Annotated in this window: 16 protein-coding genes and 1 pseudogene; 4 read left to right on the top strand and 13 right to left on the bottom strand. The window is 67.2% G+C overall.

Annotated elements, in window-relative coordinates; all coding sequences use genetic code 11:
* Positions 1-300 precede the first annotated feature (300 nt).
* The 5 genes and pseudogenes from B3547_RS03350 to B3547_RS03370 all read right to left on the bottom strand — a co-directional run bounded on the left by B3547_RS03350 (position 301) and on the right by B3547_RS03370 (position 6641).
* Positions 301-2721 (bottom strand): annotated as a pseudogene (locus B3547_RS03350) (TonB-dependent receptor).
* Positions 2722-2765: 44 nt separating this feature from the next.
* Positions 2766-3467, bottom strand: a complete 702-nt coding sequence (locus B3547_RS03355; protein WP_292960164.1) for a phosphatase PAP2 family protein — start codon at positions 3465-3467, stop codon at positions 2766-2768.
* A 142-nt stretch (positions 3468-3609) separates the two neighbouring features.
* Entirely contained in the window at positions 3610-4980 is a 1371-nt protein-coding gene (locus tag B3547_RS03360; protein WP_292960166.1) for a sensor histidine kinase, read from the bottom strand.
* A complete protein-coding gene (locus B3547_RS03365; RefSeq protein ID WP_292960168.1) occupies positions 4977-5660 on the bottom strand; it encodes a response regulator transcription factor in 684 nt (227 codons plus the stop codon). The genes B3547_RS03360 and B3547_RS03365 overlap by 4 nt, the downstream gene beginning before the upstream one ends.
* Positions 5661-5735: 75 nt before the next feature.
* Positions 5736-6641 (bottom strand): LysR family transcriptional regulator, encoded by a 906-nt coding sequence (locus tag B3547_RS03370; RefSeq protein WP_292960170.1) that lies wholly within the window; start codon positions 6639-6641, stop codon positions 5736-5738.
* Positions 6642-6753: 112 nt separating this feature from the next.
* Here B3547_RS03370 and B3547_RS03375 point away from each other — a divergent pair, with 112 nt between their 5' ends.
* The gene (locus B3547_RS03375; protein ID WP_292960173.1) at positions 6754-7527 is read left to right on the top strand and encodes an SDR family oxidoreductase; all 774 of its coding nucleotides are present in this window, start codon (positions 6754-6756) and stop codon (positions 7525-7527) included.
* Between the two features lie 52 nt (positions 7528-7579).
* Here B3547_RS03375 and B3547_RS03380 read toward each other — a convergent pair whose 3' ends face one another.
* The 7 genes from B3547_RS03380 to manD all read right to left on the bottom strand — a co-directional run bounded on the left by B3547_RS03380 (position 7580) and on the right by manD (position 18336).
* Positions 7580-8848, bottom strand: coding sequence for a histidine-type phosphatase (locus B3547_RS03380; protein ID WP_292960175.1), 1269 nt, complete (start codon positions 8846-8848; stop codon positions 7580-7582).
* Positions 8848-11577: a TonB-dependent receptor gene (locus B3547_RS03385; protein WP_292960177.1), complete on the bottom strand. Its 2730-nt coding sequence runs from the start codon at positions 11575-11577 to the stop codon at positions 8848-8850. Before B3547_RS03385 ends, B3547_RS03380 begins: the two co-directional genes overlap by 1 nt.
* A gap of 158 nt (positions 11578-11735) precedes the next feature.
* The gene (locus B3547_RS03390) at positions 11736-12719 is read right to left on the bottom strand and encodes a FecR family protein (RefSeq protein ID WP_292960179.1); all 984 of its coding nucleotides are present in this window, start codon (positions 12717-12719) and stop codon (positions 11736-11738) included.
* Positions 12685-13284 carry an RNA polymerase sigma factor gene (locus B3547_RS03395; RefSeq protein WP_292960181.1) on the bottom strand — a complete coding sequence of 200 codons (600 nt, stop codon included), beginning with the start codon at positions 13282-13284 and terminating at the stop codon, positions 12685-12687. Before B3547_RS03395 ends, B3547_RS03390 begins: the two co-directional genes overlap by 35 nt.
* 97 nt (positions 13285-13381) lie before the next feature.
* Entirely contained in the window at positions 13382-15784 is a 2403-nt protein-coding gene (locus tag B3547_RS03400; protein ID WP_292960183.1) for a glycoside hydrolase family 31 protein, read from the bottom strand.
* 3 nt (positions 15785-15787) lie between these two features.
* A complete protein-coding gene (locus B3547_RS03405) occupies positions 15788-17050 on the bottom strand; it encodes an MFS transporter (protein WP_292960185.1) in 1263 nt (420 codons plus the stop codon).
* A gap of 77 nt (positions 17051-17127) precedes the next feature.
* Complete coding sequence (manD, locus tag B3547_RS03410; protein ID WP_124809537.1) at positions 17128-18336, bottom strand: D-mannonate dehydratase ManD; 1209 nt, start codon at positions 18334-18336, stop codon at positions 17128-17130.
* 99 nt (positions 18337-18435) lie between these two features.
* Between manD and B3547_RS03415 the strand changes: the two genes are divergently transcribed.
* From B3547_RS03415 to B3547_RS03425, 3 genes are read left to right on the top strand one after another with little or no spacing between them, the layout of a single operon-like run.
* A complete protein-coding gene (locus tag B3547_RS03415; protein WP_124809536.1) occupies positions 18436-19191 on the top strand; it encodes a FadR/GntR family transcriptional regulator in 756 nt (251 codons plus the stop codon).
* A gap of 39 nt (positions 19192-19230) precedes the next feature.
* Positions 19231-20646, top strand: a complete 1416-nt coding sequence (gene uxaC / locus B3547_RS03420) for a glucuronate isomerase (protein ID WP_292960190.1) — start codon at positions 19231-19233, stop codon at positions 20644-20646.
* Positions 20647-20663: 17 nt separating this feature from the next.
* Positions 20664-22034, top strand: coding sequence for a mannitol dehydrogenase family protein (locus B3547_RS03425; RefSeq protein WP_292960192.1), 1371 nt, complete (start codon positions 20664-20666; stop codon positions 22032-22034).
* A 16-nt stretch (positions 22035-22050) separates the two neighbouring features.
* Here B3547_RS03425 and B3547_RS03430 read toward each other — a convergent pair whose 3' ends face one another.
* A complete protein-coding gene (locus B3547_RS03430; RefSeq protein WP_124809533.1) occupies positions 22051-23136 on the bottom strand; it encodes an LLM class flavin-dependent oxidoreductase in 1086 nt (361 codons plus the stop codon).
* Positions 23137-23146: the final 10 nt, after the last annotated feature.

Raw genomic sequence — 23146 nt, forward strand, 5'->3', positions numbered from 1 at the left:
CGCCGCCGCATCGAACGTGCGCGCGGTCTGTCCGGCGATGCGCGCTTCGAGATGGACGGGCGCGGGCGCGACATGCGTGCAGCCGCCTATCCCCGCCAGCAACAGCGGCAGCGCCCGGCGATGGAGCCGGCACCCGGCCTGACGATCGCGTCCCATGTGCCCGTCCCCCAATACCTGAAAGCGTAACCGGGCCGTCGAATGCGGAAAAGGCCAGAACACAATGATGACAGGAGTTTAATGAAAGGGGGCGGCGGTGACCGGCGTGAGGATACCGGCCACCGCCACAAGCGGCGCGCGCCGTCAGTACTTCACGCGCACATCGAGCAGGAACGAGCGCGGCGGCAGGAAGTTGAACTGATCGTCCACGCCATAGGTCTTGCCGTTGGAGATCGCCGTGATCGCGCGGTTGTTGAACACGTTGGAAACGTTCACGCCGATGCGGAANNTCCTGGCTGATCGCGAAATCGCCGACGCTATAGGGCTTGATGCGGTAGTTGCGCGGCCCCGTGCCGCTGTATTCGCTGGCGTATTGCGGCCCGGTGTACTTCTGCGTGAACGAAACCCGCAGGCCGTTGTGGTTGTAGAAGAAGCCGGCGGCGGCGGTCGAGAACGGCGCCNNGGCGCCTTGGCCACCTGCGCGCCGGTGGTCACGCTGTGCGCGTAGTTGTACGATCCGTTGGCGAACAGCGTCAGCCCGCGCATCGGCATCACGCTGACCTGGCCTTCCACGCCCTTGTAGCGGACCTGCCCGATGTTCACGAGCGCGTTGGTCGGCGCGCCGACGGACGTGTCGCTGGCGATCTTGTTGTTCACGTCGATGATATAGCCATCGACGTCGATCGAAACCTTCTCACCGTGCCAGACGGTGCCGACCTGATAGTTGGTCGAGGTCTGCGGCTTCAGCGCGGCCAGGTTCTGCTGCTGGATCGCCTGGTTGGTCGCGCTGTCGGACGCGGTGTAGAAGCTGGACAGGTCGGGCACGTACATGCCCTGCGCGTACTGGCCATAGAACGACCAGTTCGGGCGCACCATCCAGTTGACCGTGGCGAAGGGCAGCACCTTGGTCCAGGTCGCCGAGGTATCGATCGGGGTGCGCGACTTCTGGTTGACGCTTGCCGTGATCGAGCGGTTGAAGTGGACGTACTTCACGCCCGGCGTGATCGCCAGCGCCTCGAACGGGCGGAACTCGAACTCGCCGAACAGCTGGTACTGGTTCCAGTCGGAATGCTGCAGATAGCCGACGTTGGCGATCGAGATCGGCGGCAGGCTGGCCTTGGCGGCGGTGCCGTCGGCGAACTTCTCGTTATAGCTCGGCAGGCCAGTGGTCCGGTCCAGATCGAGCAGATGGCGATCGGTGGCAGCGTGCTCGAACCAGCCGCCAAGGCGGATCTTGCCCATCGAGAAGTCGTAGTTGATCTGGCCGATGTAACCCAGCACGCGGTACTTGTTGAGCTTGTCGTAGCCGAGAATATCAGTGGCAGCAGCTGGCGCGGTCACCGCCTTGTAGGGCGAGGCGGCGGTGCCCGCGCCCGAGAAGCCGGTCACGACGCTGCCGGTGTTCCCCGAGAGCGTGTTGTTGGTGTACCCGTACATGTAGGCACGGTTGTCCATCGAGAAGCCGCTGCCCAGAGTGCTTTGCAGGCGGATGTACGAGAAGTCCGTGGTCTTGTCGGTACGGTTGTACTTCCAGTAGTCCTGCTTGGTCGGATCGTTGCCGAGGCCATAGTTCCGGCCAAATTGGCCGATCTGCGAGGCGGCCGTGCAGTTGTCGGCGGTAAGCTGGGTTCCAGCCGGCAATGCGGTGCCGCCGGTGCCACAGGTCGCGCCCTTCAGCACGTCGGACTGGTAGTAGAAGTTGCGGTTCCACGTCGACATCAGCGTCAGCGTGTTCGAGGACCCGATCGGCACCACCGCCTTGGCGAACAGGTTCTTCGAATTGACCGGCGAATAGGTCAGCGCGCCGTCGGACTGGAGATACTGGCCGCCCAGCATGAACTTGGCGCCGCCCAGCTTGTCGATCGCGCCCGACTGGAACTCGGCGCGGCCGATGAAGGTGTTCCAATTGCCGATCAGGCCTTCGACCTGCCCGCCCATCTGGTCCTTCACCGCGCGCGAATACATGTTGATGTTGCCGCCGTAGGTCGCCTGGCCGAGCTGGCTGGCGTTGCCGGGGCCGCGATCGACCACCACCGTCTCGATCGTGGTCGAAGGGAAGAACGCGGTCGAATGGTGGGTGGGGTTGTTGGTGTCGGCAAACGGGATCGAGTCATAGGTGACGTTGTAGTCGCCGTCCTGGAAGCCGCGGATCGTCGCCTTGGTCTCGCTGAAGCCGGCGCCGTTGCTGCTGCCGCTGATCGAGACGCTGGGGGTGATCGCGATCAGCTGGTTGAAGTCCGCCGTGGGTGAAACGGTGCTGTCGATGTATTCACGGCCCACCGCCGCCTGCGGCTGCGTGGTGGTCAGCGACGCGGTGATCTGCGCGGCTTCGGCGGCTTTCGAACCGATCACGATGATGTCGGAGGAGGTCAGCGACTGGCGGTCGTTGGCCTGCCCGGCCTGGTTGGCGCTGGTCGATTGCTCGCCCTCGGCCGCGCTGGCGGACGAGGCGTCGGCGGCGGCGTTTTCGGCCGGGGTTTCGGCGGCACGGGCTGCGGCAGGCAGCGTGGCGGCCAGCAGGCTCGTCGCGGCCAGAAGCGCGGCGCGGTGGTAGGTCTTGGTCATGATGCCCTCATGGTTCGGAAGAAAAAGAACGGCCGCTCAGGCGGTCAGTGTGCGGAAAGTTCGGTGCGCGCGGCGGCGATGCGCGCGGCAAGGCGGGGGTCCGCCAGAAGACGTTCGGCCACGAGCGTGCCGACCACATGGCCGGCCTCGAGATCGGACAGGTAGTGGACGCCGCAGACCGCGCGGCTCATCGCGTAGTCATCCGCCCGGGCGAGGATCGCCGGGGCGCGGTCCGGCATCAGGCGGACCAGCGTCCAGGCCAGAGCATAGCCGATGCTGGCGTGGCCGCTGGGATAGGAACGCGGCGCTGCCGTCGCGTCCTTCTTGCCGCAATGGGGCAGGGCCGGATCGGCGCCGTAGGGGCGCAGGCGGGCAAAGTGGTCCTTGGCCACGACCACCACGCCTTCGGTTTCCTCGGTTACGATGGCGAGCAGGGTGGCCGTCTGTGGCAGCGCCGCCAGATCGCGACCGACCACCGCGCTATAGGCGGAGGCATCCTCGTGCGCGCCGTCCCAGCGGGCCTGGTCGAGCCGTTCGGGGCTGGCCGCCGCGACGATCCGGCGCACCTCGTCCAGTTCGCGCTTCTCGCGCGCCGATCCGGCCGCGGGGGGCGGGGGCAGCAGGCGTTCGGGTACGAAGGCCGCCGGGTCGATGTAATGGGCCGCCTCCGGCTGCGCGATCGCGGGAGCGCAGGGTGCAAGAAGGCAGGCTGCGAAAGCAGCCAGAACGCGCCTGGTGGCCGGCATTGGATGTTCCCTCGTCGCGCCCCGGTCCGGATCGAACCGCGGGCCACGAGAGGGGCGCTAGGCGGGGTCCATGACGGAAAGGTGACAGGCTGCGAGTCGCGCGCCACAAAACCGTCAACATTGCAAATTTAGAATGTAGCGTTCAGGCGGCCGGGAACGCTTCTGGAAGGGCGGGCAGGCGGATGCGGACCTTCAGGCCCGGCGCGTTGTCGGCCAGCTCCAGCGAACCCTGATGGAACCGCACGATCGCGCGCGTGATCGCAAGGCCCAGTCCGCTGCCTCGGCGCAGCCCGGACCCCTTGCCCCGCTCGAACGGCAGCAGCACGCGATCGCGCTCGCCTTCGGCCAGGCCTGGCCCGTCATCATCGATCGCGATCAGGGCGGATTCGCCGGCCTGTTCCAGCGACAGTGTTGCGCGCGTCCCGGCGGGGGTGTGCGTAACCACGTTTTCCAGCAGGTTGACGATCATCTGGTTGAAAAGGTCCGCGTCCCCGCGCACCCGCACCGGTTCGAGCCGGCCAAGTTCCAGCGCGCAGCCGGCATCGGCGATGACAGGTTCCATCGTTTCGGCGATGTCTTCCAGCATGTCGCGCAACGGCAGGTCGCGCACGGCAGACGGGTGGCGCCCCGTCTCGATCTCGGCCAGCCGCAGCAGGGCATCGAAGATGGTGATGATCGAGGCGCATTCGCGTTCGGCGCGTTCGAGCAGGCGCACCCGGTCGGCCTCCGCCGTTTCCGCCGTGAGCAACCCGCGCAGGCGCGTCAGCGGTGTGCGCAGGTCATGCGCGAGATGGCTGGAGAACTGGCGCTGCGCATTGACCATGTCCTCCATCCGGTCGAGCATCCGGTTGAGGCTTTCCGCCTGCACCGCGAACATCCCGTCGAGCCGGTCGGACGGGATGCGGCGGGTCAGGTCGCCCTGCGCGATGGCGTCGGCCGCCGCCTGCGTTTCCGCCAGACGCCGGGCGGTCAGGCGCGCGAACAGGATCGTGGCGGCGAGCCCCACCAGCAGGGCGGAAACGAAGATCGCGGCAACCACCGAAGGCAGCAGGGCGCGCAGGCTCGCGGCGGCCTCGCTGTGCTGCACTACCACGAACAGGCTGCCATCGGGCCGGCGGGTGGCGAGCGCGCGCCCTTTCTGCGGCTTCCTTCCGCCGCCCATGAAGGTGACGTCCGAATAGCCCGGTTGCGGCGCGGCCAGGTCCAGCCTTCCCGCCATGAGCCGGCCGGTGGCATCGTAGAACAGGTAGGTCCTCTCGCTCAGCATCTTGCGCCGCTGCCATTCCTGGATGCGGGCGATGACATCGGCATCCGATGCCGGCCCCGTGGCAACGGGGCGCAGGAACTTGGTGACGTGCACCTGCAAGGCATCGTCGATGCGCTGGGCGATCCGTTCCTCCGCCACCAGGAATACGATCACGCCCATGGCGAGCATGGCTAGTGCGAACGCCACGCCGAACTGGATGGCGAGCCTTCCCGGTCCGGGTGCGCGCCGGGCGGCCGACGCGGTCACCGGCACCGGTCCGAACGCAGCACGTAGCCCGACCCGCGCAGCGTATCGATCGGATCGCAGCCCAGCTCTTCCAGCCGGGCGCGCAGCCGGCTCATGTTGCTTTCCACGATGTTGGTGGTGGGGGTGAAGGCATAGCCCCACACGCTTTCGAGCAGCATCCCCCGCGTCACCAGCCGGTCGGCGCAGCGCATCAGGTGGGCGAGAAGCGAAAACTGCTTGCGGTTGAGTTCGATCGTTCGGTCAAGGAACAGCACCGAATGGCTGCTGGGGTCCAGCTTCAGCCTGCCAACCGCCAGCCCCGCGTCGGGAGGAGGCACCGGCGCGGCGCGGCGGGTCACGGCGTTGAGGCGGGCCACCAGTTCGTCCATGTCGAACGGCTTGGCCAGATAGTCGTCGGCGCCGGCGGCGAGGCCCTCGATGCGGTCCTTCACGGTGCCCAAGGCGCTGAGCATGACGACCGGGGGCAGCCTGCGATCGGCGCGCAGCCGCGCCAGCACCTCGATGCCGCTCATGCCCGGCAGCAACCGGTCGAGAACCATGCCCGAAAAGCGTTGGCGCTCGACCGCCGCGAGCGCGTCCTCGCCAGAGGCGACGCGTTCGGGCCGGTAGCCCAGCGTGCCCAGGCAGGCCGTGATGTGATCGGCAATTACCGCATCGTCTTCCACTACGAGCACACGCACGGCCGCCTCCTATGTCCGGAAGGCTTTTGCGATGGAGATGTGACTGTTGTGAGACGGAGCGGGAATCCGACCTGCTTACCGCAGCCGCAGGCCCTGTTCCAGCACGGGCACCAGCCAGTCGAGGAAGGCCCTCAGCCGGTGCGAAAGCTGACGGCGGTGCGGATAGACCAGAGAGACTGGCAACGGTTCGGCCCGATGCTCTGGCATGACCTCAACCAACGCCCCTTCGGCGATATGGTCCGCCACGTCGTATGCGGGAATCTGGATCAGCCCGAGACCGGCCAGTGCGCCGGCGATCAGCGCTTCGGCACTGTTCACGGTGAGCCGGGCGCGCAGGGAATGGGTCAGCACTTGCCCATTGCCGGTCCACTCCCACGGCTCCACCCGCCCGGTGGTGGGCGAGGCATAGGCCACGGTATGATGCCGGTCGAGGTCCGCCGGCGTTTCAGGCGTGCCATGCGCGGCAAGGTAGGCGGGGCTGGCGGCGTTGATGAGTTCCAGTTCGCCCAACCGCCGCGCGATCAGGCCGGAATCGGCGAGCGGCCCCACGCGCAGCGCGCAATCGATGCCGTCCTCCACCAGGTCCACCGCGCGGTCGCGCACGCCGAGTTCGATGTCGATGTTCGGATAGGCAGCCAGAAATTCGGGAAGGGCCGGCGCTACGATCAGCCGGCCCACGCGCCCCGGAAGATCGATGCGGAGGCGCCCGGATGGCGTTGCGCCGGACTGGCGGAACAGCCCCTCGGTCTCCTCGAAATCGGCGAGCAGGTTCTGCACGCGCGTGTAGAGCGCTTCGCCATCGGCGGTCAGCGCGACGCGCCGCGTCGTCCGGTTGAGCAGGCGCGTGCCAAGCCGGGCCTCAAGCTCCTGAACGGCCGCCGACACCGAGGAGCGTGGCAGGCCCAGCGTATGCGCGGCGTGCGTGAAGCTGCCGGCCTCGGCCACGCGCGTAAAAATACGGAAGAGATCGACGCGATCCATTGTTCGTCAATTCTGGCCAATAATGCCAGGATTACAAGCTTTATTCTGCAATTTCCGCAAGTATCACAGCGACATGCATCACGCATGAGCACATTTGACGTGGGAGACCAGTATGACGGACCATTCGATCAAGGGTAAAACGGCCATCATCGCCGGGGGAGGGAAGAACCTGGGTGGCCTTATTGCCCGTGATCTTGCCGCGCAGGGCGCGCGGGCGATCGTTGTCCACTACAACAGCGCCGCAACCGCCGAGGCTGCGCGCGAAACCGTGGCGGCCGTGGAAGCGGCGGGCGCGCAGGCCCTCGCTATCCAGGCCGATCTTACCACGGCGGGCGCGGTTGAAAAGCTGTTCGCGGACGCCGTGGCAGCCTTCGGCCGGCCGGACATCGCGATCAACACGGTCGGCAAGGTGCTCAAGAAGCCGGTGCTGGACATCAGCGAGGCGGAATACGACGCGATGAGCGCGATCAACGCCAAGTCCGCGTTCTTCTTCATTAAGGAAGCGGGCCGCACGCTCAACGATCACGGCAAGATCGTCACGCTGGTCACGTCGCTGCTGGGCGCGTTCACGCCGTTCTATTCGACTTACGCGGGCACCAAGGCGCCCGTAGAGCACTTCACCCGCGCGGCAGCCAAGGAATTCGGCGAACGCGGCATTTCGGTGAACGCGGTCGGCCCCGGCCCGATGGATACGCCGTTCTTCTACGGACAGGAAAGCGCCGATGCGCAGGCCTATCACAAGAGCGCGGCGGCGCTTTCGCCGTTCACCGACACCGGCCTTACCGACATCCGCGATATCGTGCCGCACATCCGCTTCCTCGTCTCGGAAGGCTGGTGGATGACGGGGCAGACGATCCTGGTGAACGGGGGCTACACCACCAAGTAGCGCCACCGGTTCGCACGCCGGGCCTGGTGCGCCCGGCTTGCGAACCGATCCCTTATTGTCCCTCGATCCGCTTCAGGAACTGATCGAGCGGGCACAAGCCCTTGATCCCGCGCGCTTCGCAGCCCGCGATCGGGAGGATCGGCGCGGACGGGGGCGAGGCGGCGGTCAGGGTGGCGGCGCTGCGGATCTGGGAAAGCGATTGCGTGCGATAGCGCACCCGCACGAACAGCGCGCCGTCGGCCGCGCGCAACCGTTCCAGCACCAGCGCACCGCCGGGCGAGGGATCGTCGGCGGCAAGCCCGGGCACCTGCCAGTGAACGTCCAGCAGCCCGCCGAGATTGGCGACGTTGGTATCATGCCCCGAAATCATCGTGACGCGGGCTTCGCCGGTCAGCCCTTCGCGCAAGATCGGCGCCAGCCCGGCGAAGTTCGCCGAGGCGACATAGCGGGGGCGGGCCAGCAGCCGGAATTCGAGCGCGTGAAACGCCGAGAGACGGCCGATATCGGCCGCGCTGGCACGGCCCCATCCCACCTGGGCAAGCGGCTTGCCTTCGGCATATTCGAGCAGCAGGATCTGCGCCGCCGTCGATGCCCGGTCGAGCGCGCCGGACAGCTTGGGGCGTCCATTGGCCTTGGCGGGCACCAGTGCGGTGGGCTGCCCGGCCACGCCGCATCCCGTCCGGTGCGCGCCGCACAGGATCGCGTCCAGGCGGGCCAGTAGCGGGCGGTGCGCGGCCGCGATCGCACCCACGCCGTCAGGTGCGGCCGCGGCCCGCACAGCGGCGTCCGCAAGCGCGGAATCGTAGGGCGAAAGGCCGGCTTCGATCGCGCCGAAGCGGGAATCGGGTTCATCCTGTGGCTTGTGGTCGATCGACAGGCCGCATCCTGGCGCCAGCGCCGCGCTCCAGCTTTGCGCCGTTGCGATCGTGCGCTGGTCGCTGTCCGCGACGATGCGGATCGTTGCACTTTGCGGACACCCGCGCGCGGGGATCAGGCCGTCGGCGCGAAGCCGCGCCCCGTCCCACGTGCCGAGGCGCGAGACGGCCAGCGCGCCATGCGGGGTCAGCCAGCCCGGCTGGACCGGCCAGTCGGGCCAGCGTTCGGGCGTGACATCGGCGGGCATCGCCGGCGCCTTGGTCGGCGGACGCACGCCGTGGCGCATCACCAGAACCACCCGGTCCACCACCAGCGGCGCGGCGGCGGGCGGACGGTGCGCGTTCCGGCGCGGGGCTGCCTCGGCCATCGGGGCCAACGCGAGGGCAAGGGCCGCTCCCGCCCCCATCGCCAGAACCATGCGCTTCACGACCATCATGCGCCTCATCAGAAGTGGACCTGCACGCCGCCGCGCAGTTGCGCACCATAGTGTTCGCGCTCGACGAGGTAGGGCTTGCTGCCGATATAGCGGCGCCAGGGCGCGTCGGTAAGGTTGATCGCATCGCCGAACACGGTCACCTGCGGCACGACCTGATAACTGACGTGCAGATCGAGCTGGCCGTTGGCGTCGGTGTACTGGTCGGTGGCGGCGGTGCCGCCCAGCGTATCGAGATAGGCCGAACGGTAGTTGAAGGCGAGCCGCGCCGACAGGCCGTACTTTTCGAAGAACAGCTGCACGTTGCCGAGGTCGCGCGACTGGTAGCCCAGCGGGATGGCGCCGGTGCGGATGGCGTTGGCCGTGGCGTGGCCCCAGACGTGGGTGTAGTTGGCCGAAACGCCGAAGCCGCCGAGGAAGCCGGGCAGGCTGGTGAACTGCGTCTGGAGGTTGAATTCCACACCGCTCACGGTCTCGCGATCGGTGTTGACTGGCTGGGTCACCGTTGCTGCTGCATACGTCACGCCGCCGGCGGTGATGTTGGTGCCCTGGCGGAAGGCCGAATAGATCGGGTTGTCGATGTCCTTGTGGAAGAAGCCGGCCGAGAAGATCGCGCCTGCCGCGGGGTAGTATTCGATCGAGAGATCGTAATTGCGCGCCCGGTAGGGCTTGAGATCGGGGTTGCCGAGCACGATCGCGGCGAGGGCCGGGTTCGAGGTATCGACGCTGACGAACGGCGCCAGGGTGCTGTAGTTGGGCCGCCCGATCGACGTGGTCACCGCCCCGCGCAGCACCAGGTTGCGCGCGGCATCGATGCGCGCGTTTAGGCCGGGGAAGGCATCGGTGTAGCTCTTCGCCCCAAAGCTGTTGAACCCGTCGTTCAGCGTCGAGGACGCGTTGACGATCTTGGCCTTGGTCCGGTCACGGGTGTGTTCCACGCGCACGCCGGGCACCAGCGTCAGCGCGCCGATGCGCAACGTGGCCATGGCATAGCCGGCGATGATCTGTTCGCGCACGTCGTAGTCCGAAGCGAGCGTTGCGGAGAGCGAGCCGGCCGTATCGACTTTGCCCACCGCCGGATTGGCGAGGAAATAGGCCCGCGCCGCGTCGTAGTCGATGCGGTTGCCGAACGTGAACTGATTGCCATAGAAGCTGGTGTCGCCAGTGGCGGCGACATTCGCGATGGTCCACGCCGTGGCGCCGGCGGTGTAGTTGGTGCGGTCGCGGTTGTCCGCCTTGTGCCGGTCGAGCACCTTGAACCCGACCTTGATCGAGGAATCGTCGCCCAGCGCCAGCGGGTGCGTATAGTCGGCGCGGCCCTGCCAGAGTTCCTCGTAGGCGTGGCGGGTCTCGAAGTTGACCTTGCTGAAGGTCAGCGAGGGATCGGTGAAGGCCGCCGTCGTCGGCACCAGCGTGTAGGGCTCGGTCGACGGGTCGAAGTTGAGCGTCAGCGCGCCCTTCTTGGTGGTGAAGGTGAATTCGCTGCGGATCGGGTCGGTCTTCACTGCCTTCGTCCAGTTGGCCGACAGTTCCAGCGTGCCGCCGCCGAGGTTGGAAAACTCGCCGCCCAGCGTGGCCGACTTGGTGTTGTCGTTCTCCTCGCGGTGCCGCACCAGGATCGTGCCGGTGCCTTTCAGCGCGGGGGTATAGGCGGTGACGGCCAGACGGTTCTGGTCGCGTGTCTCATGGTCCTCGAACTTCGAATAGCTCGTCTTGAGGTAGAGCTTCACGTCGCTGCTCGGCCGCCAGTCGAAGTTGCCCACCACGCCCAGCCGCGTGCGGGTGAGGTTGTAATCGCGCAGGCCGTTGCCATCGGGCACGCCCGCGGCGTTGTAGTTGGTCGAGCCCTGGAAGTTCTCGCTTTCGATCGGGCGGCGCGAATAGTTGACCGACACGATCGCGCCGAACTGTTGGCCCGCGCCGAAGCGGCCGCCCACGGTGCCGTCGATCTCATAGGGCGATTTGCCGTTGAGATCGTAACGGCCGACCGAGGCGCGCCCATCGAGGAAGAACGGCTTCGTGCTGTCGAACCCGGTGCGCGTGCGGATCGCCACTTCGCCGGCGATGGCGTTGGCGTCCTGGCTCGCCAGCAGCGACTTGGTGACCGCGACCGACTGGATCATCGCCGAGGGCAGATCGTCCAGCTTGACCTGGCGGCCGTCCGGCTCGGGTGCGGGCAGCGTCTGGCCGTTGAGCGTGACGTTGAGCAGGCCGGGATCGATGCCGCGGATGATCGCATAGCGGCCTTCGCCCTGGTCGTTGGCGACGGACAGGCCGGGCAACCGCTTGATCGCTTCGGCCACGTTCTGGTCGGGCAGCTTGCCCACGTCGTTGGCGTGGAGCGTCTCGATGGTGTTGGTCGCCGCCTGCTTTTCGGCGGCGGCCTCGCGCTGCGCCGCGCGCACGCCGGTGACGATGATTTCGGGCTGCGGGCTGCTATCGCCCGCGCCGGGCTCCCCCGGCACCGCGGGCTCCGCCTCGCCATAGCGGCCGGCCACGATCACGTAGATGCCTTCTCCCGTGCTGCGCGCGGTAAGCCCGGTATCGGCCAGCATGTGCGNNCGCGCCACGCTGCCCGACACCACGATCTGCACGTTGGCCTGCCGCGCGATCTGGCGGACAGCGCTGCCCACATCCTGCGCGGGCACATCGAAGGTGAGCGCCTGCGCCAACGCGGGAAACGAGACGAGGCCGGCCGCGACGAACGCGACGGCGGAAACCTGACGAAACTTCGGCAGCATTGAAAGACCCCCATGAACGCCCGGAAAGGCGGGTTCGGGGTTCTGACGGGGCAGCGCGGCATTTCCTTATCCGGCGGAAGCGCTTTTTTGGTATCCGATTGTTTCGGCGCCCGTTCCCGATCCGGCCCCCATTCCGGCCCCCAATCCCGGCGGGCGTGCTATTTGCGGGCGGAAATGACGATGCTGTCCTCGCCGACGGTGGCGGTGCCCTCCACGCTGACGGCAACGGCACGGGCGAAGCCGATCGGATCGTTCATCCGGAACGCGCCATAGAGCGGTTCGCCTGCCAGCCGGGCCGGATCGGCCAGCTGGACTTGCAGATGGTTGTGCCGGTTCATTTCCGCCACCGCCTCGCCGATCGGTTCGCCATCGAGTTCGAGCCGCCCGCTGGTCCAGCCGAGCGCGCGGTCGATCGCAGCAGCGGATACGGGCTGGATCGGGGGAGCGGACGCCGCACCGGCGGCGCGGGGAAAGCGGGCGCGGTTCCCGGCGACCAGCCGCGTGCGCGCGCCGGCGGCCTCCACGTCCACCGCGCCTTCGCTCACCAGCACGTCGACGAAGCCGGCCTCGGCATCGTCGGACACCTGGAAGACCGTACCGATATCGGTGATGGTCACGTCGCCCACGATTACGCGGAACGGCTTGCCGGGATCGTGCGCGACATGGAACAGCGCCTTGCCGCGCACCAGACGGGTGACGCGCGCGTCATCCTCGATGCGGACATCCACGCGGCTGCCGGCATCGACCGATACCGCCGATCCATCGCGCAAGGCGAGCGCGCGCACTTCGCCATGATCCGCCTCGAAGGTTTCGGCACGCGGCAGGTTGAGGAAGGCCAGCGCGGCGAGCGAGGCGGCCAGCACCGCGCCCCCCGCAACCCAGCGCCAGACCTTGCGCGGGAGCTTGTCCGCGTCCTCGACCGGCGCGGGCGTTTCGGATGGCAGGCACGCGGCTTCGGGCAGCCCCCCGCCCAGCATCGCCAGCGCGGCCTGCGCGCGCAACAGGGCGCCGGCCCGCGCCGGATCGGCGTTCAGCCATTCGTCCAGTCCGGGATGGGCATCGGACGGCGCAGCATCGATCCGGGCCGCCCAGAAGGCAGCCTCGTCTTCAACCGTAAACCTCGAATTTCCGCCGCTCGTCAACGTCCGTAAAATCCTTCTCGGGCGGGCTGTCGCCGGGGCCGCATCCGGGGTCTGTCCGCAAAGCCCGCTGGATCGTGCGCAGCGCTTTCTGCACGTCGTTTTCCACCACGCTTTCGCTCACGCCAAGCCGTTTCGCGATTTCCCTTTGGGATAACCCTTCCATCCGTTTCAGCGTGAAGATCGTCCGGCACCGGTCGGGCAGGTCCGCCAGCAACCGGCCCACCAACCGGAGCTGCTCGCGCGCCGCGACCGTCGCTTCGACGCCAACCGCTTCATGCTCGACGAACAGGTTGGCATTTTCCGTAACATCCTCGAACCGGATGATCCGTTCGCGCCGCAGCCGGTCGCGCCGCAGGTTCTTGACGATCTGCATGAAATAGGCGCCGGGCCGGTCGATATGATCGATGCTGCGCAGGGTGGCGAGCCGGCAATAGGCATCCTGCACCAGATCGTCCGCGTCGGCATCGCACACCCCCGCGCGGCGCAGGGCGGCGCGGATGTGCTGTTCCTGCGGCACCACGTAGAGGGCCACCCAGCGGATGATGTGAGACGGAGCTGCTGGCACGGTGCGATCTTTTCCGGATCACCGCGCTATGTTGCATTTGCGTAATCTTCATGACAGCGGCCGGCCGGGCAGGCCGCCGATGTTCAGAACATAGCCTTCAGAACAGCAGGCGCTCCACGCCCATGACCGTCTGCCGCACAGGTGCTGCGTCCACGCCGTTCAGCCGCACCTTGCGCGTTTCGGCCAGCGGCATGACGATGCGCAGGCCCGCTGCCGGTTCCGGCGCGGCGCCATCCCACCGCGACACGATGTCCAGCCCGGCCGCGCTGGCCGTTACGGTCACGCGCCACAGTGGCGGGAGGGAAGCGTCGGGCCAGCCTTCGCTTTCGTCGAGGAAGCCTGCCCATTGCAGCGTTCCCGTGGCCGGGGGATAGAGCAGCACCGCCGGTTTCATCGGCCGGGGCGCGAAACCGCCGGGCGCGATGTCGAGGAACACGCCGCTGCCTTCGCGCGCCAGGATCGGCGGCAGGCCTTCCAGCGGCGCGGGCAGGACATGGCACTGGCCACCCGCATGGCGGCGGTCATCGCGCAAGTCGAACCAGTCGGTGCCGGCCGGGCAATGGACCGCGCGCTCGGCCAGGCCCTTGTCCATCGCCGGGGCGACCAGCAGATCGGGGCCGAGCAGGTAGTCATCGCCATCGGTCCATGCGGCGGGATCGGACGGAAAATCATGCCACAGCGGGCGCGTGACCGGCTCGTAGTGGGCATGGTGGCGCCAGAGCAGGTGGCCAAGCTGCGGGATCAGCGCCTGCCGCAGCGCCATCAGCCGCACGATCGCCGGGGTCGTCTCCGGATACATCCACGGTTCGTTGACCGTGCGATCGGTGTTCCAGCTGTGGATCGAGAAACGCGGCATGAGGATGCCCGCCTGCACCCAGCGCAGCAGCAGTTCGGGTTCGGGCGCCGGGCCGGCGAAGCCGCCGATATCGTGCCCGTGGTTGGATACGCCCGACAGCGCCAGGCCAAGCCCCATCTTCTGGTTGAAGCGCAGCGATTCCCAGCTGGTGTTGTTGTCGCCCGACCATGTCTGCGCATAGCGCTGCATGCCCGCCATGCCCGATCGCGTGACCACGTAGGGCCGGTGCCGCGGATCATGCGCCCGTTGCGCCTGGCGCGAGGCCCGCATCATCAGCAGGGTCTGCACCGGCCGTTCGGCGGCGGCCGGGCGGGGCGCGCCGAACCCGTCGATGCGCGCGCGGCGATCCCATATCTCGTATTCGTTGTTGTCGTTCCAGGTGGAGGCGATGCCGTAATCGAGCAGTTGCGCCGTTACCTGCCCGCGCCACCATGCCGCCGCTTCGGGGTTGGTGAAATCGACGTAGGCGCCCAGCTCGTCCCAGAACTGGCATTCGATCGGATCGCCATCGGCGTCCTTCACGAACCAGCCTTTCGCCGCAAGCTCGGCGTAGTGCGGGTGATCGCGCAGCAGCGCCGGCTTGATGTTGGGCACCAGCCGCACGCCCGCCTCGGCGAAGGCGCGCACGAAGCCTTTCGCGTCGGGGAACTTGTCGGTGTTCCAGTGGAACACGTAGCGCTTGTCGCCGATCGAGGTGTAGCCGGACGACAGGTGGAACGAGGTGCAGCCGATGTCATGCTCTTCCAGCTTTGCCAGGAATTGCCCCATCTGCTGCTGCGCGTCGGGCGCGTCGGTATAAGTCATCGTCGAACCGGAATAGCCGAGCGCCCAGCCGGGCATCAGCGCCGGGCGACCGGTCAGCCAGGTGACGCGCCGCGTGACCTCCGCCGCGTCCGGCCCGGCGATCATGTAGTAGTCGAGATCGCCGGATTCGGCGCGCATCGTGCGATAGGCGCCGTGGTAGTTGTCGTATTCCTGGCCCAGATCGAACACGGGATCGGCAGTGGTATCGTAGAACACGCCATGCGCGCTCCCATCGACGGCCACCACCAGCAGATAGGGGATGGCCTTGTAGAGCGGGTCCGAAGACCGCGCGTCATAGCCCATGGGATCGAGATTGGTCAGCCGCAGACGGCGCCCGGCGCGGTCCATCGGGCCGGAGCGTTCGCCCAGGCCAAAATAGCGCTCGCCCGGCTGACGCGCGACATAGTGATAGGTCGCTTCGTCCCACCACCCGAAATTGTAGGGCTGGGTCGGGCGGTCGGCGCTGATGACGGTCCAGCCTGCCTCCGACTGCCGCGACCAGGTGCAGAGAAACCCGCTGCGCGCGATGGCAAGCCGCAGCCGGGACGTCTCTATGGTGATGTGGTCCGCATCCTCGCGCACCGTGAAGCCGGGCGTGGCGAAGCCCGATGTGTCCATGCGGTCGCGCCCGGGTTCGGCCACGTCCTCCTGCCCCGGCGCGACGGCCCAGCTTGGCGGGGAGGTGACGGTCCCCCGCGCCAGCAGCAGCACGCGCACGATGTCTTCCTCCAGCACGAAGATATGCGCCACCGCGCCGGTATCGGCGTGCAGCGTCACGCGCGCGCCGTCGCGGTCCGCGATCGAGAAGCGAGGAGGGTGGGACAGGCGCGGCTTGGGCATCGATCAGGCCTTTGCAGGGATGGTGAGGTGGCGGCGCAGCGCGATCAGCCAGATGGCGCCGATCAGATCGAACAGGCCGAGGCAGGCGAACAGCGGCGCATAGCCGACCGTGTCCGCCAGTTGCCCGATCGCCAGCGAGAACAGCAACCCGCCGGTCCACCCGGCCATGCCGACCAGGCCGTTGGCCTTGGCGACATCGGAGCGGGGAAAGACGTCGGCGGAAAGCGTGTTGATCAGAACCGAGATCATCTGGTGCGCGAAGCCGCCGACCGACAGCAGCGCGATCGCCAGCAGCGGATGCGCGACCAGACCGACCAGGCCAGGCCCGATCATCAGCACCGCACCCAGGCAGATGCCCGCAATGCGCGATGCTTCCAGCGACAGGCCCCAGCGGCGCTGGAACACCGGCGCCAGGTATCCGCCGATGATGCCGCCCGCGTCCGCCGCCAGAAACGGCAGCCACGCGAACATCGCGATCTGCGTCAGGTCCATGTGTCGCTCATTCGCGAGATAGAGCGGAATCCAGAAGCTGAAGGTCTGCCACGCCGGCTCCGCCAGAAAGCGCGGCACCGCGATGGCCCAGAAGCGCGGCGCGCCGATGATGGCGCGGATCGTAACCTTGGCAGCGTCCGCGTCCACCACGCGCTGCCCGTCCGCGATCAGGCGCCGTTCCTGGTCGGTGAGAACGCGCGATTGCGCCGGCGGGCGATAGAGGCGCCACCACGCAAGCGCCCAGATCAGTCCGATCGCGCCGGTGACGAAGAAGCCGGCCTGCCAGCCCCATTGCTTGGCGATCAGCGCGACCACCACGGGCGCGAGCGCGGCGCCGGCGGCGGTGCCGGCGTTGAACCAGCCGGTCGCGATCGAGCGTTCGCGATCGGGAAACCATTCGGCGATGGCTTTCATCCCCGCCGGGATCGTCGCCGCTTCCGCCATGCCCAGCAGGCCGCGGAACACCGCCAGCGAAAACCACCCGCGGGCAAAGGCATGGGCCATGTTGGCCAGCGACCAGGCGATGGCGAACAGCGCGAAGCCAGCGGTCAGACCGATTCGGTCGATAACCATCCCCGCGACCGGCTGCATCACCGTGTAGGCGATCTGGAAAGCGCCGACGATATAGCTGTACTGCTGCGTCGATATCGACAGTTCCAGCTTCAATTGCGGGGCCAGCACGCCCAGCGAATTGCGCGCGAGATAGTTGATGACGGTGCCGACCATCACCAGCAGCAGGATGCGGACGCGAACGGCGCGCCAGTTGATCGTCATGGGCCTCTCCGGGATTTGCGGACGCGCATTTCTCCGCGCGCCCGCTTCGCATCATCGCGGCAGTATCGGCATGCGTCTCACCAGTTCCACATCGTGCCGTCCGCAAGGCGGGCGACGGGCAGGTAGGCCGGCTTGTAAGGGTATTTTGCGGCGAGATCCTCGTCGATGTCGACGCCATGGCCGGGGGTTTCCCCGCACAGCAGGAAACCATCGGCGAAGGTATAGTCGTGCGGGAAGACCGCGTCGGTTTCCTCGGTGTGGCGCATGTATTCCTGGATGCCGAAGTTGGGCACCCAGGTATCGAAGTGCAGCGCGGCGCCCATCGTCACCGGGGAGAGGTCGGTCGCGCCATGGCAGCCGGTGCGGACCTGGTAGAGCGCGGCGAGATCGGCCAACCGGCGCAGGTGCGTCACCCCGCCCGCGCCGACGATGGTCGCGCGGATGTAGTCGATCAGCTGGTTCTGGATCAGGTCCCGGGCGTCCCAGATCGTGTTGAAGATTTCACCGACGGCCAGCGGCGTGGTGGTGTGCTGGCGCACCAGCCGGAACGCTTCCTGGTTCTCCGCCGGGGTACAGTCTTCCAGCCAGAACAGGCTGTAGGGCTCCAGCGCCTTGCCCAGCTGTGCCGCTTCCAGCGGGGTATAGCGGTGGTGGCCATCGTGCAGCAGGTGGTAGTCGAAGCCATAGGTTTCGCGCAGCTTGTCGAACAGCTTGGGAACATAGTTGAGCGCCTTGCGCGTGTCCCATCCGGTCACGGAGGGCAGCGCGGCGTCGGCCGGCTCGTAATAGAGCTTGCCGCGCCCCACACCATAGGCGTCCTTGATCCCCGGTACGCCGGTCTGGGCGCGGATCGCCTTGTAGCCGAGGTCGATGTACTGGCCCACGGCATCGACCGTTTCGGCGATATCGGCGCCGTTGGCGTGGCCATAGACCATCACCCCGTCGCGGCTGCGCCCGCCCAGAAGCTGGTAGAGCGGCATCCCCGCCATCTTGGCCTTGATGTCCCACAGCGCGACGTCCACCGCCGCTATCGCGCGCATCGTTACCGGTCCGCCGCGCCAGTACGCGCCGCGATAGAGGTATTGCCAGATGTCTTCGATCCGGCGCGGGTCCATGCCGATCAGGCACGGAATGACGTGGTCTTCCAGATAGGACACGACGGCCAGTTCGCGCCCGTTCAGCGTGGCATCGCCGATGCCGTACACGCCCTGGTCGGTCACGATCTTCAGCGTGACGAAGTTCCGCCCGGGGCAGGTAACAATCACCTTGGCGGCTTCAATTTTCATGGAATCCCTCGCGATATGGCGGCCATATTGGTATGACGACTTGACGAGTCCAATTTGGTCTGTCAAGTTTTTTGAAATTGGTAAAGCCACGGAGGCGGCATGAGTTCGACGGGATCGGCGCAGGAACGGCTTTATCAGGATCTGGCGCGGGCGCTGCTGGATGAACTGGCATCGGGCAAGTACCCCGTTGGCGCGCGCTTGCCGGCCGAGCGCGAACTGGCAGTGCGTTACAACGTCAGCCGGCCGACCGTGCGCGAGGCGATCATCGCGCTGGAAGTGCAGGGACTGGTGGAAGTGCGCGTGGGCTCGGGCGCCTATGTGGTGCGGCTGCCTGGCGGCGATGACATGCCCGGCTTCAACGTCACCGCTTTCGAGCTGACCGAGGCGCGCCTGCTGGTGGAAGGTGAAACCGCCGCGCTGGCGGCAACCCAGATCACCGACGAGGAAATCGCCGAGCTGGAGGAACTGCTGCGGGCCATCGCGCGCGAAAACCTCGATCCCGCCGGATCGGACAAGGCCGATCACAGTTTCCACGTCGCCATCGCCCGGGCCACGCGCAACAACGCCATGATCGAGATCGTCGAGCGGCTGTGGAATCAGCGCTACACCTCGCCCGAAGCCTCGCTGCTGCACGAAAAGGCACGCACCGCGAACATCAAGCCGGTGGTCGACGAACATACCGCCGTGCTGGAGGCGTTAAAGCGCCACGATCCGTCCGCTGCCCGGGCGGCGATGCGCGCGCACTTGTCGGCCGTGCTGGAAAGCCTGCTGTTCGCCACCGAGGAACGCGCCGTGGCCGAAGCCCGCCGCGCGGTGCAGGCCAAGCGCGATCGTTACGCGCGCGCCACGGCCTGACAATACTGGCTGAATACATCGAAAGACATCGCCGAACCCATGCCACGATCCCTTGAACTGCATCCCGATCGCCTGCTGCCGGCGGAACCTTCGGTCCGTGCCCTGGCGCGCGCCTTGTATGCCGATATCGCGGACCTGCCGATCGTCAGCCCCCACGGCCACACCGATCCGCGCTGGTTCGCTGACAACGCGCCGTTCGGCAACGCCACCGATCTGCTGCTGGTGCCCGATCACTACGTGTTCCGCATGCTCTATTCCCAGGGCGTCGCGCTCGAGGATCTGGGCGTGCGCAATCCGGGCGTCGATCCGCGCGCGGCATGGCGGCTGTTCGCCGAACGCTATACCCTGTTCCGGGGTACGCCATCGCGCATGTGGCTCGACTGGGTCTTTGCCGAAGCCTTCGGCATGGGCGTGCAACTGGAGGCCGATACCGCCGACCTCTATTTCGACACGATCACCGAAATGCTCGCGACCGACAGCTTCCGTCCGCGCGCGCTGTTCGACCGCTATGGCATCGAAGTGATCGCCACCACCGAAAGCCCGCTCGATACGCTGGAGCACCATGCGGCGATCCGCGCCGAGAACGCACGGGCGGGCGGCTGGCAGGGCCGGGTGATTACCGCCTATCGCCCGGACCCGGTGGTCGATCCCGAATTCGAAGGCTTTTCCGCCAACCTCGATGCGCTGTCGGCGCTCACCGGCGAGGACTGCCGCACCTGGCGCGGCTATCTGGCCGCGCACCGCCAGCGTCGTGCCTTCTTCGCGCAGATGGGTGCCACCAGCACCGACCACGGCCATCCCACCGCGCAGACCGCCAATCTTTCCCCGGCCGAGGCCGAGGCGCTGTTCGACACCGTGGCGCGCGGCGCGTTCACGCCGGCCGAGGCGGAACTGTTCCGCGCCCAGATGCTGACCGAAATGGCGGCGATGAGCTGTGACGACGGGCTGGTCATGCAGATCCACCCCGGATCGTTCCGCAATCACAACGCGCAGCTTTTCGAACGCTTGGGCCGGGACAAGGGCGCCGACATCCCCACCCGCACCGACTATGTCCACGCCCTAAAGCCGCTGCTCGACCGCTTCGGCAACGCGCGCGATCTCTCGATCATCCTCTTCACGCTGGATGAAAGCGCCTATGCCCGCGAACTGGCCCCGCTGGCCGGGCACTACCCCTGCCTCAAACTCGGCCCGGCGTGGTGGTTCCATGATAGCCCGGAAGGGATGCGCCGCTTCCGCCTGATGACCACGGAAACCGCCGGTTTCTACAACACCGTAGGCTTCAACGACGATACCCGCGCGTTCCTGTCGATCCCCGCGCGGCATGACGTTGCCCGTCGCATCGATTGCGGCTTCCTGGCGCAGCTTGTGGCGGAACATCGCATCGAGGACTGGGAAGCCGCGGAGCTGGCGCGCGATCTCACCTACAATCTCGCCAAGCGGGCCTACAAACTCTGACCTGACGGGATCGCTTGATGAGACTTTCCACCACTGCCGCCAGCCGCCTGTCCGCCGATGTCGTCCGTCCCGGCTACGACCGCGCCGCGCAGGCGGTGGGGATCGTCCACTTCGGCATCGGCGCGTTCCACCGCGCGCATCAGGCGTGGTACACCGACCGTGCCATGGGGCAGGGCGATCGCGACTGGATGATCACCGGTGTTTCGCTGCGTTCGGCCGATGTCGCCACGCAGATGAATCCGCAGGATGGCCTTTACACGCTGAGCGAACGGTCCGCCCCAGGCATCGGCGTGCGACTGGTCGGATCGGTGCGGCGCGTGCTGGTGGCCAGCGAGCAGCCGGAGGCGGTGATTGCCGAACTGGCCGCGCCGTCCACGCGGATCGCCAGCTTCACCGTGACGGAGAAGGGCTATTGCCGCGCGGCGGACGGGTCGCTCGACTTCAACCTCGCCCATTCGCAGAGCCTCTATTACTTCGTGACGCAGGGGCTGCGCCGCCGCCGCGATGCCGGATTGCCGGGGCTGACGCTTCTTTCCTGCGACAATCTTGCCGACAACGGGCGTCAGCTGGAGGCGCTCATGCACGCCTATATCGCGCGGCACGAACCGGACATGGCCGCCTGGTTTGCGGACAACTGCACCTGCCCTGCGACGATGATCGACCGGATCGTGCCGGCGACGACCGATGCCGATCGCGAGGCGGTGGCCCGGCTTTCCGGGCTAGACGATGCCGCCGCCGTCGTCACCGAACCGTTCAGCCAGTGGGTGATCGAAGACCGCTTCGCCGGGGCGCGTCCGTGCTGGCACGTGGTGGGCGCGGAACTGGTGGCCGATGTCGCCCCCTACGAAACGGCCAAGCTGCGTATGCTCAACGGCGCGCATTCGGCCCTCGCCTATCGCGGGCTTATGGCGGGTTACAGCTATGTCCACGAGGCGATCGGCGATCCCGATCTGCGCGCCATGGTCACGCGCCTGATGCTGGAGGAAGCCGCGCCCACGATCGCCGCAGCGCCGGGGCAGGATTTGTCCGCCTATGCCGCCGCGCTGATCGAACGCTTCGCCAATCCGGCGCTCAACCACCGGCTGATCCAGATCGCGATGGATGGCAGCCAGAAGATTCCGCAACGCTGGCTGGAAACGCTGGCCGCGAACCAGCGGCAGGGCCGGTCATGCCCGGCGATCCTGTCCGCGATCAACGCGTGGATGAACCATGTGCGCGGCGACAATGTCGCCGCCTGGGGGCCGGTGGACGATCCGATGGCCGATCGTCTGCGCGCCGTGTGGCAGGCAGGCGATCGCTCCGCTGCCGCGCGGGCGCTGTTCGGCGCGGGCGGGCTGTTCGCGCAGACCTGGACCGCCACCGACAACGATCTCGCGGCCCTGTCTTAGACGATCCCTCCCGACTTCAGATCGCCAGCGGGCCGTGTGCGATATGCGGCAGGACATGGCGCGCGAACAGGTCGGCTTCCTGCGCGTGCGGATAGCCCGAAAGGATGAAGGCCTCGATCCCTTCGGCCTGATAGGCGCGCAGCTTGGCCAGCACCTGATCGGGCGTGCCGACGATGGCCGCGCCGCAACCCGATCGCGCCCGGCCGATCCCGGTCCACAGGTTGTCCTCCACGAAGCCGTCACCGCCGGCCGCGCCGCGCAGCTCGCTTTGGCGCTGGACGCCGTAGTTCGCGGCATCAAGCGACTTTTCGCGGATCGCCTTGCCGGCATCGTCATCCAGCTTCGAGAGCAGGCGATCGGCATAGGCGCGCGCCTCTTCCTCCGTCTCGCGCACGACCACATGCGCGCGATAGCCGAAGCGCAGAGTGCGCCCGAAACGGGTTGCGCGCGTCTTCATGTCGGCAATGGTTTCGCGCACCTTGTCCATGGTATCGGGCCACATCAGGTAGACGTCGCAGCCTTCGGCCGCGCATTCGCGCGCGTCTTCGCTCAGTCCGCCGAAATAGAAGGCCGGGCAGCGGCCGGAAAGCGTCGCGATGCGCGGCGGATCGAGCTTCAGCTTGTAGAACTCGCCGTCGAAATCCAGATGCTCCCCGTTAAGCAGGGTGCGGACGATCTTCATCACCTCGGTCGCGCGGCGATAGCGCGGACCCGAAGCCAGCGTTTCGCCGGGCATGTCGGACGAGATGATATTGACGTTCAGCCGTCCGCCCGTGCCGGCCGCGTTGGGGCCGAGGATGCGATCGAGCGTGGCGATGCGGCGCGCAAGCTGCGGCGGCCAGTCTTCGCCGATGCGGGTCGCCCAGAGCAGCTTGATCTTGCGGACTTGCGTGGCCACCGCGGCGGCAAAGGCGGTCGTGTCCAGCCCGAGCTGATAGCCGGAGGGCAGGAGGATGTTGTCGAAGCCGCCTTCCTCCGCGCGCAACACGATGTTGCGGCAGTGTTCCCAGCTCGATTGCAGATAGGGATCGGGAACGCCCAGGAACTCGTAGTCATCATCGCAAAGGGCGGAAAACCAGGCGATTTCGCATTGCTGGGTCATTGTCTTGCCT

Origin of the sequence: Novosphingobium sp. UBA1939 (assembly GCF_002336885.1) — a bacterium.
GTDB lineage: Bacteria > Pseudomonadota > Alphaproteobacteria > Sphingomonadales > Sphingomonadaceae > Novosphingobium.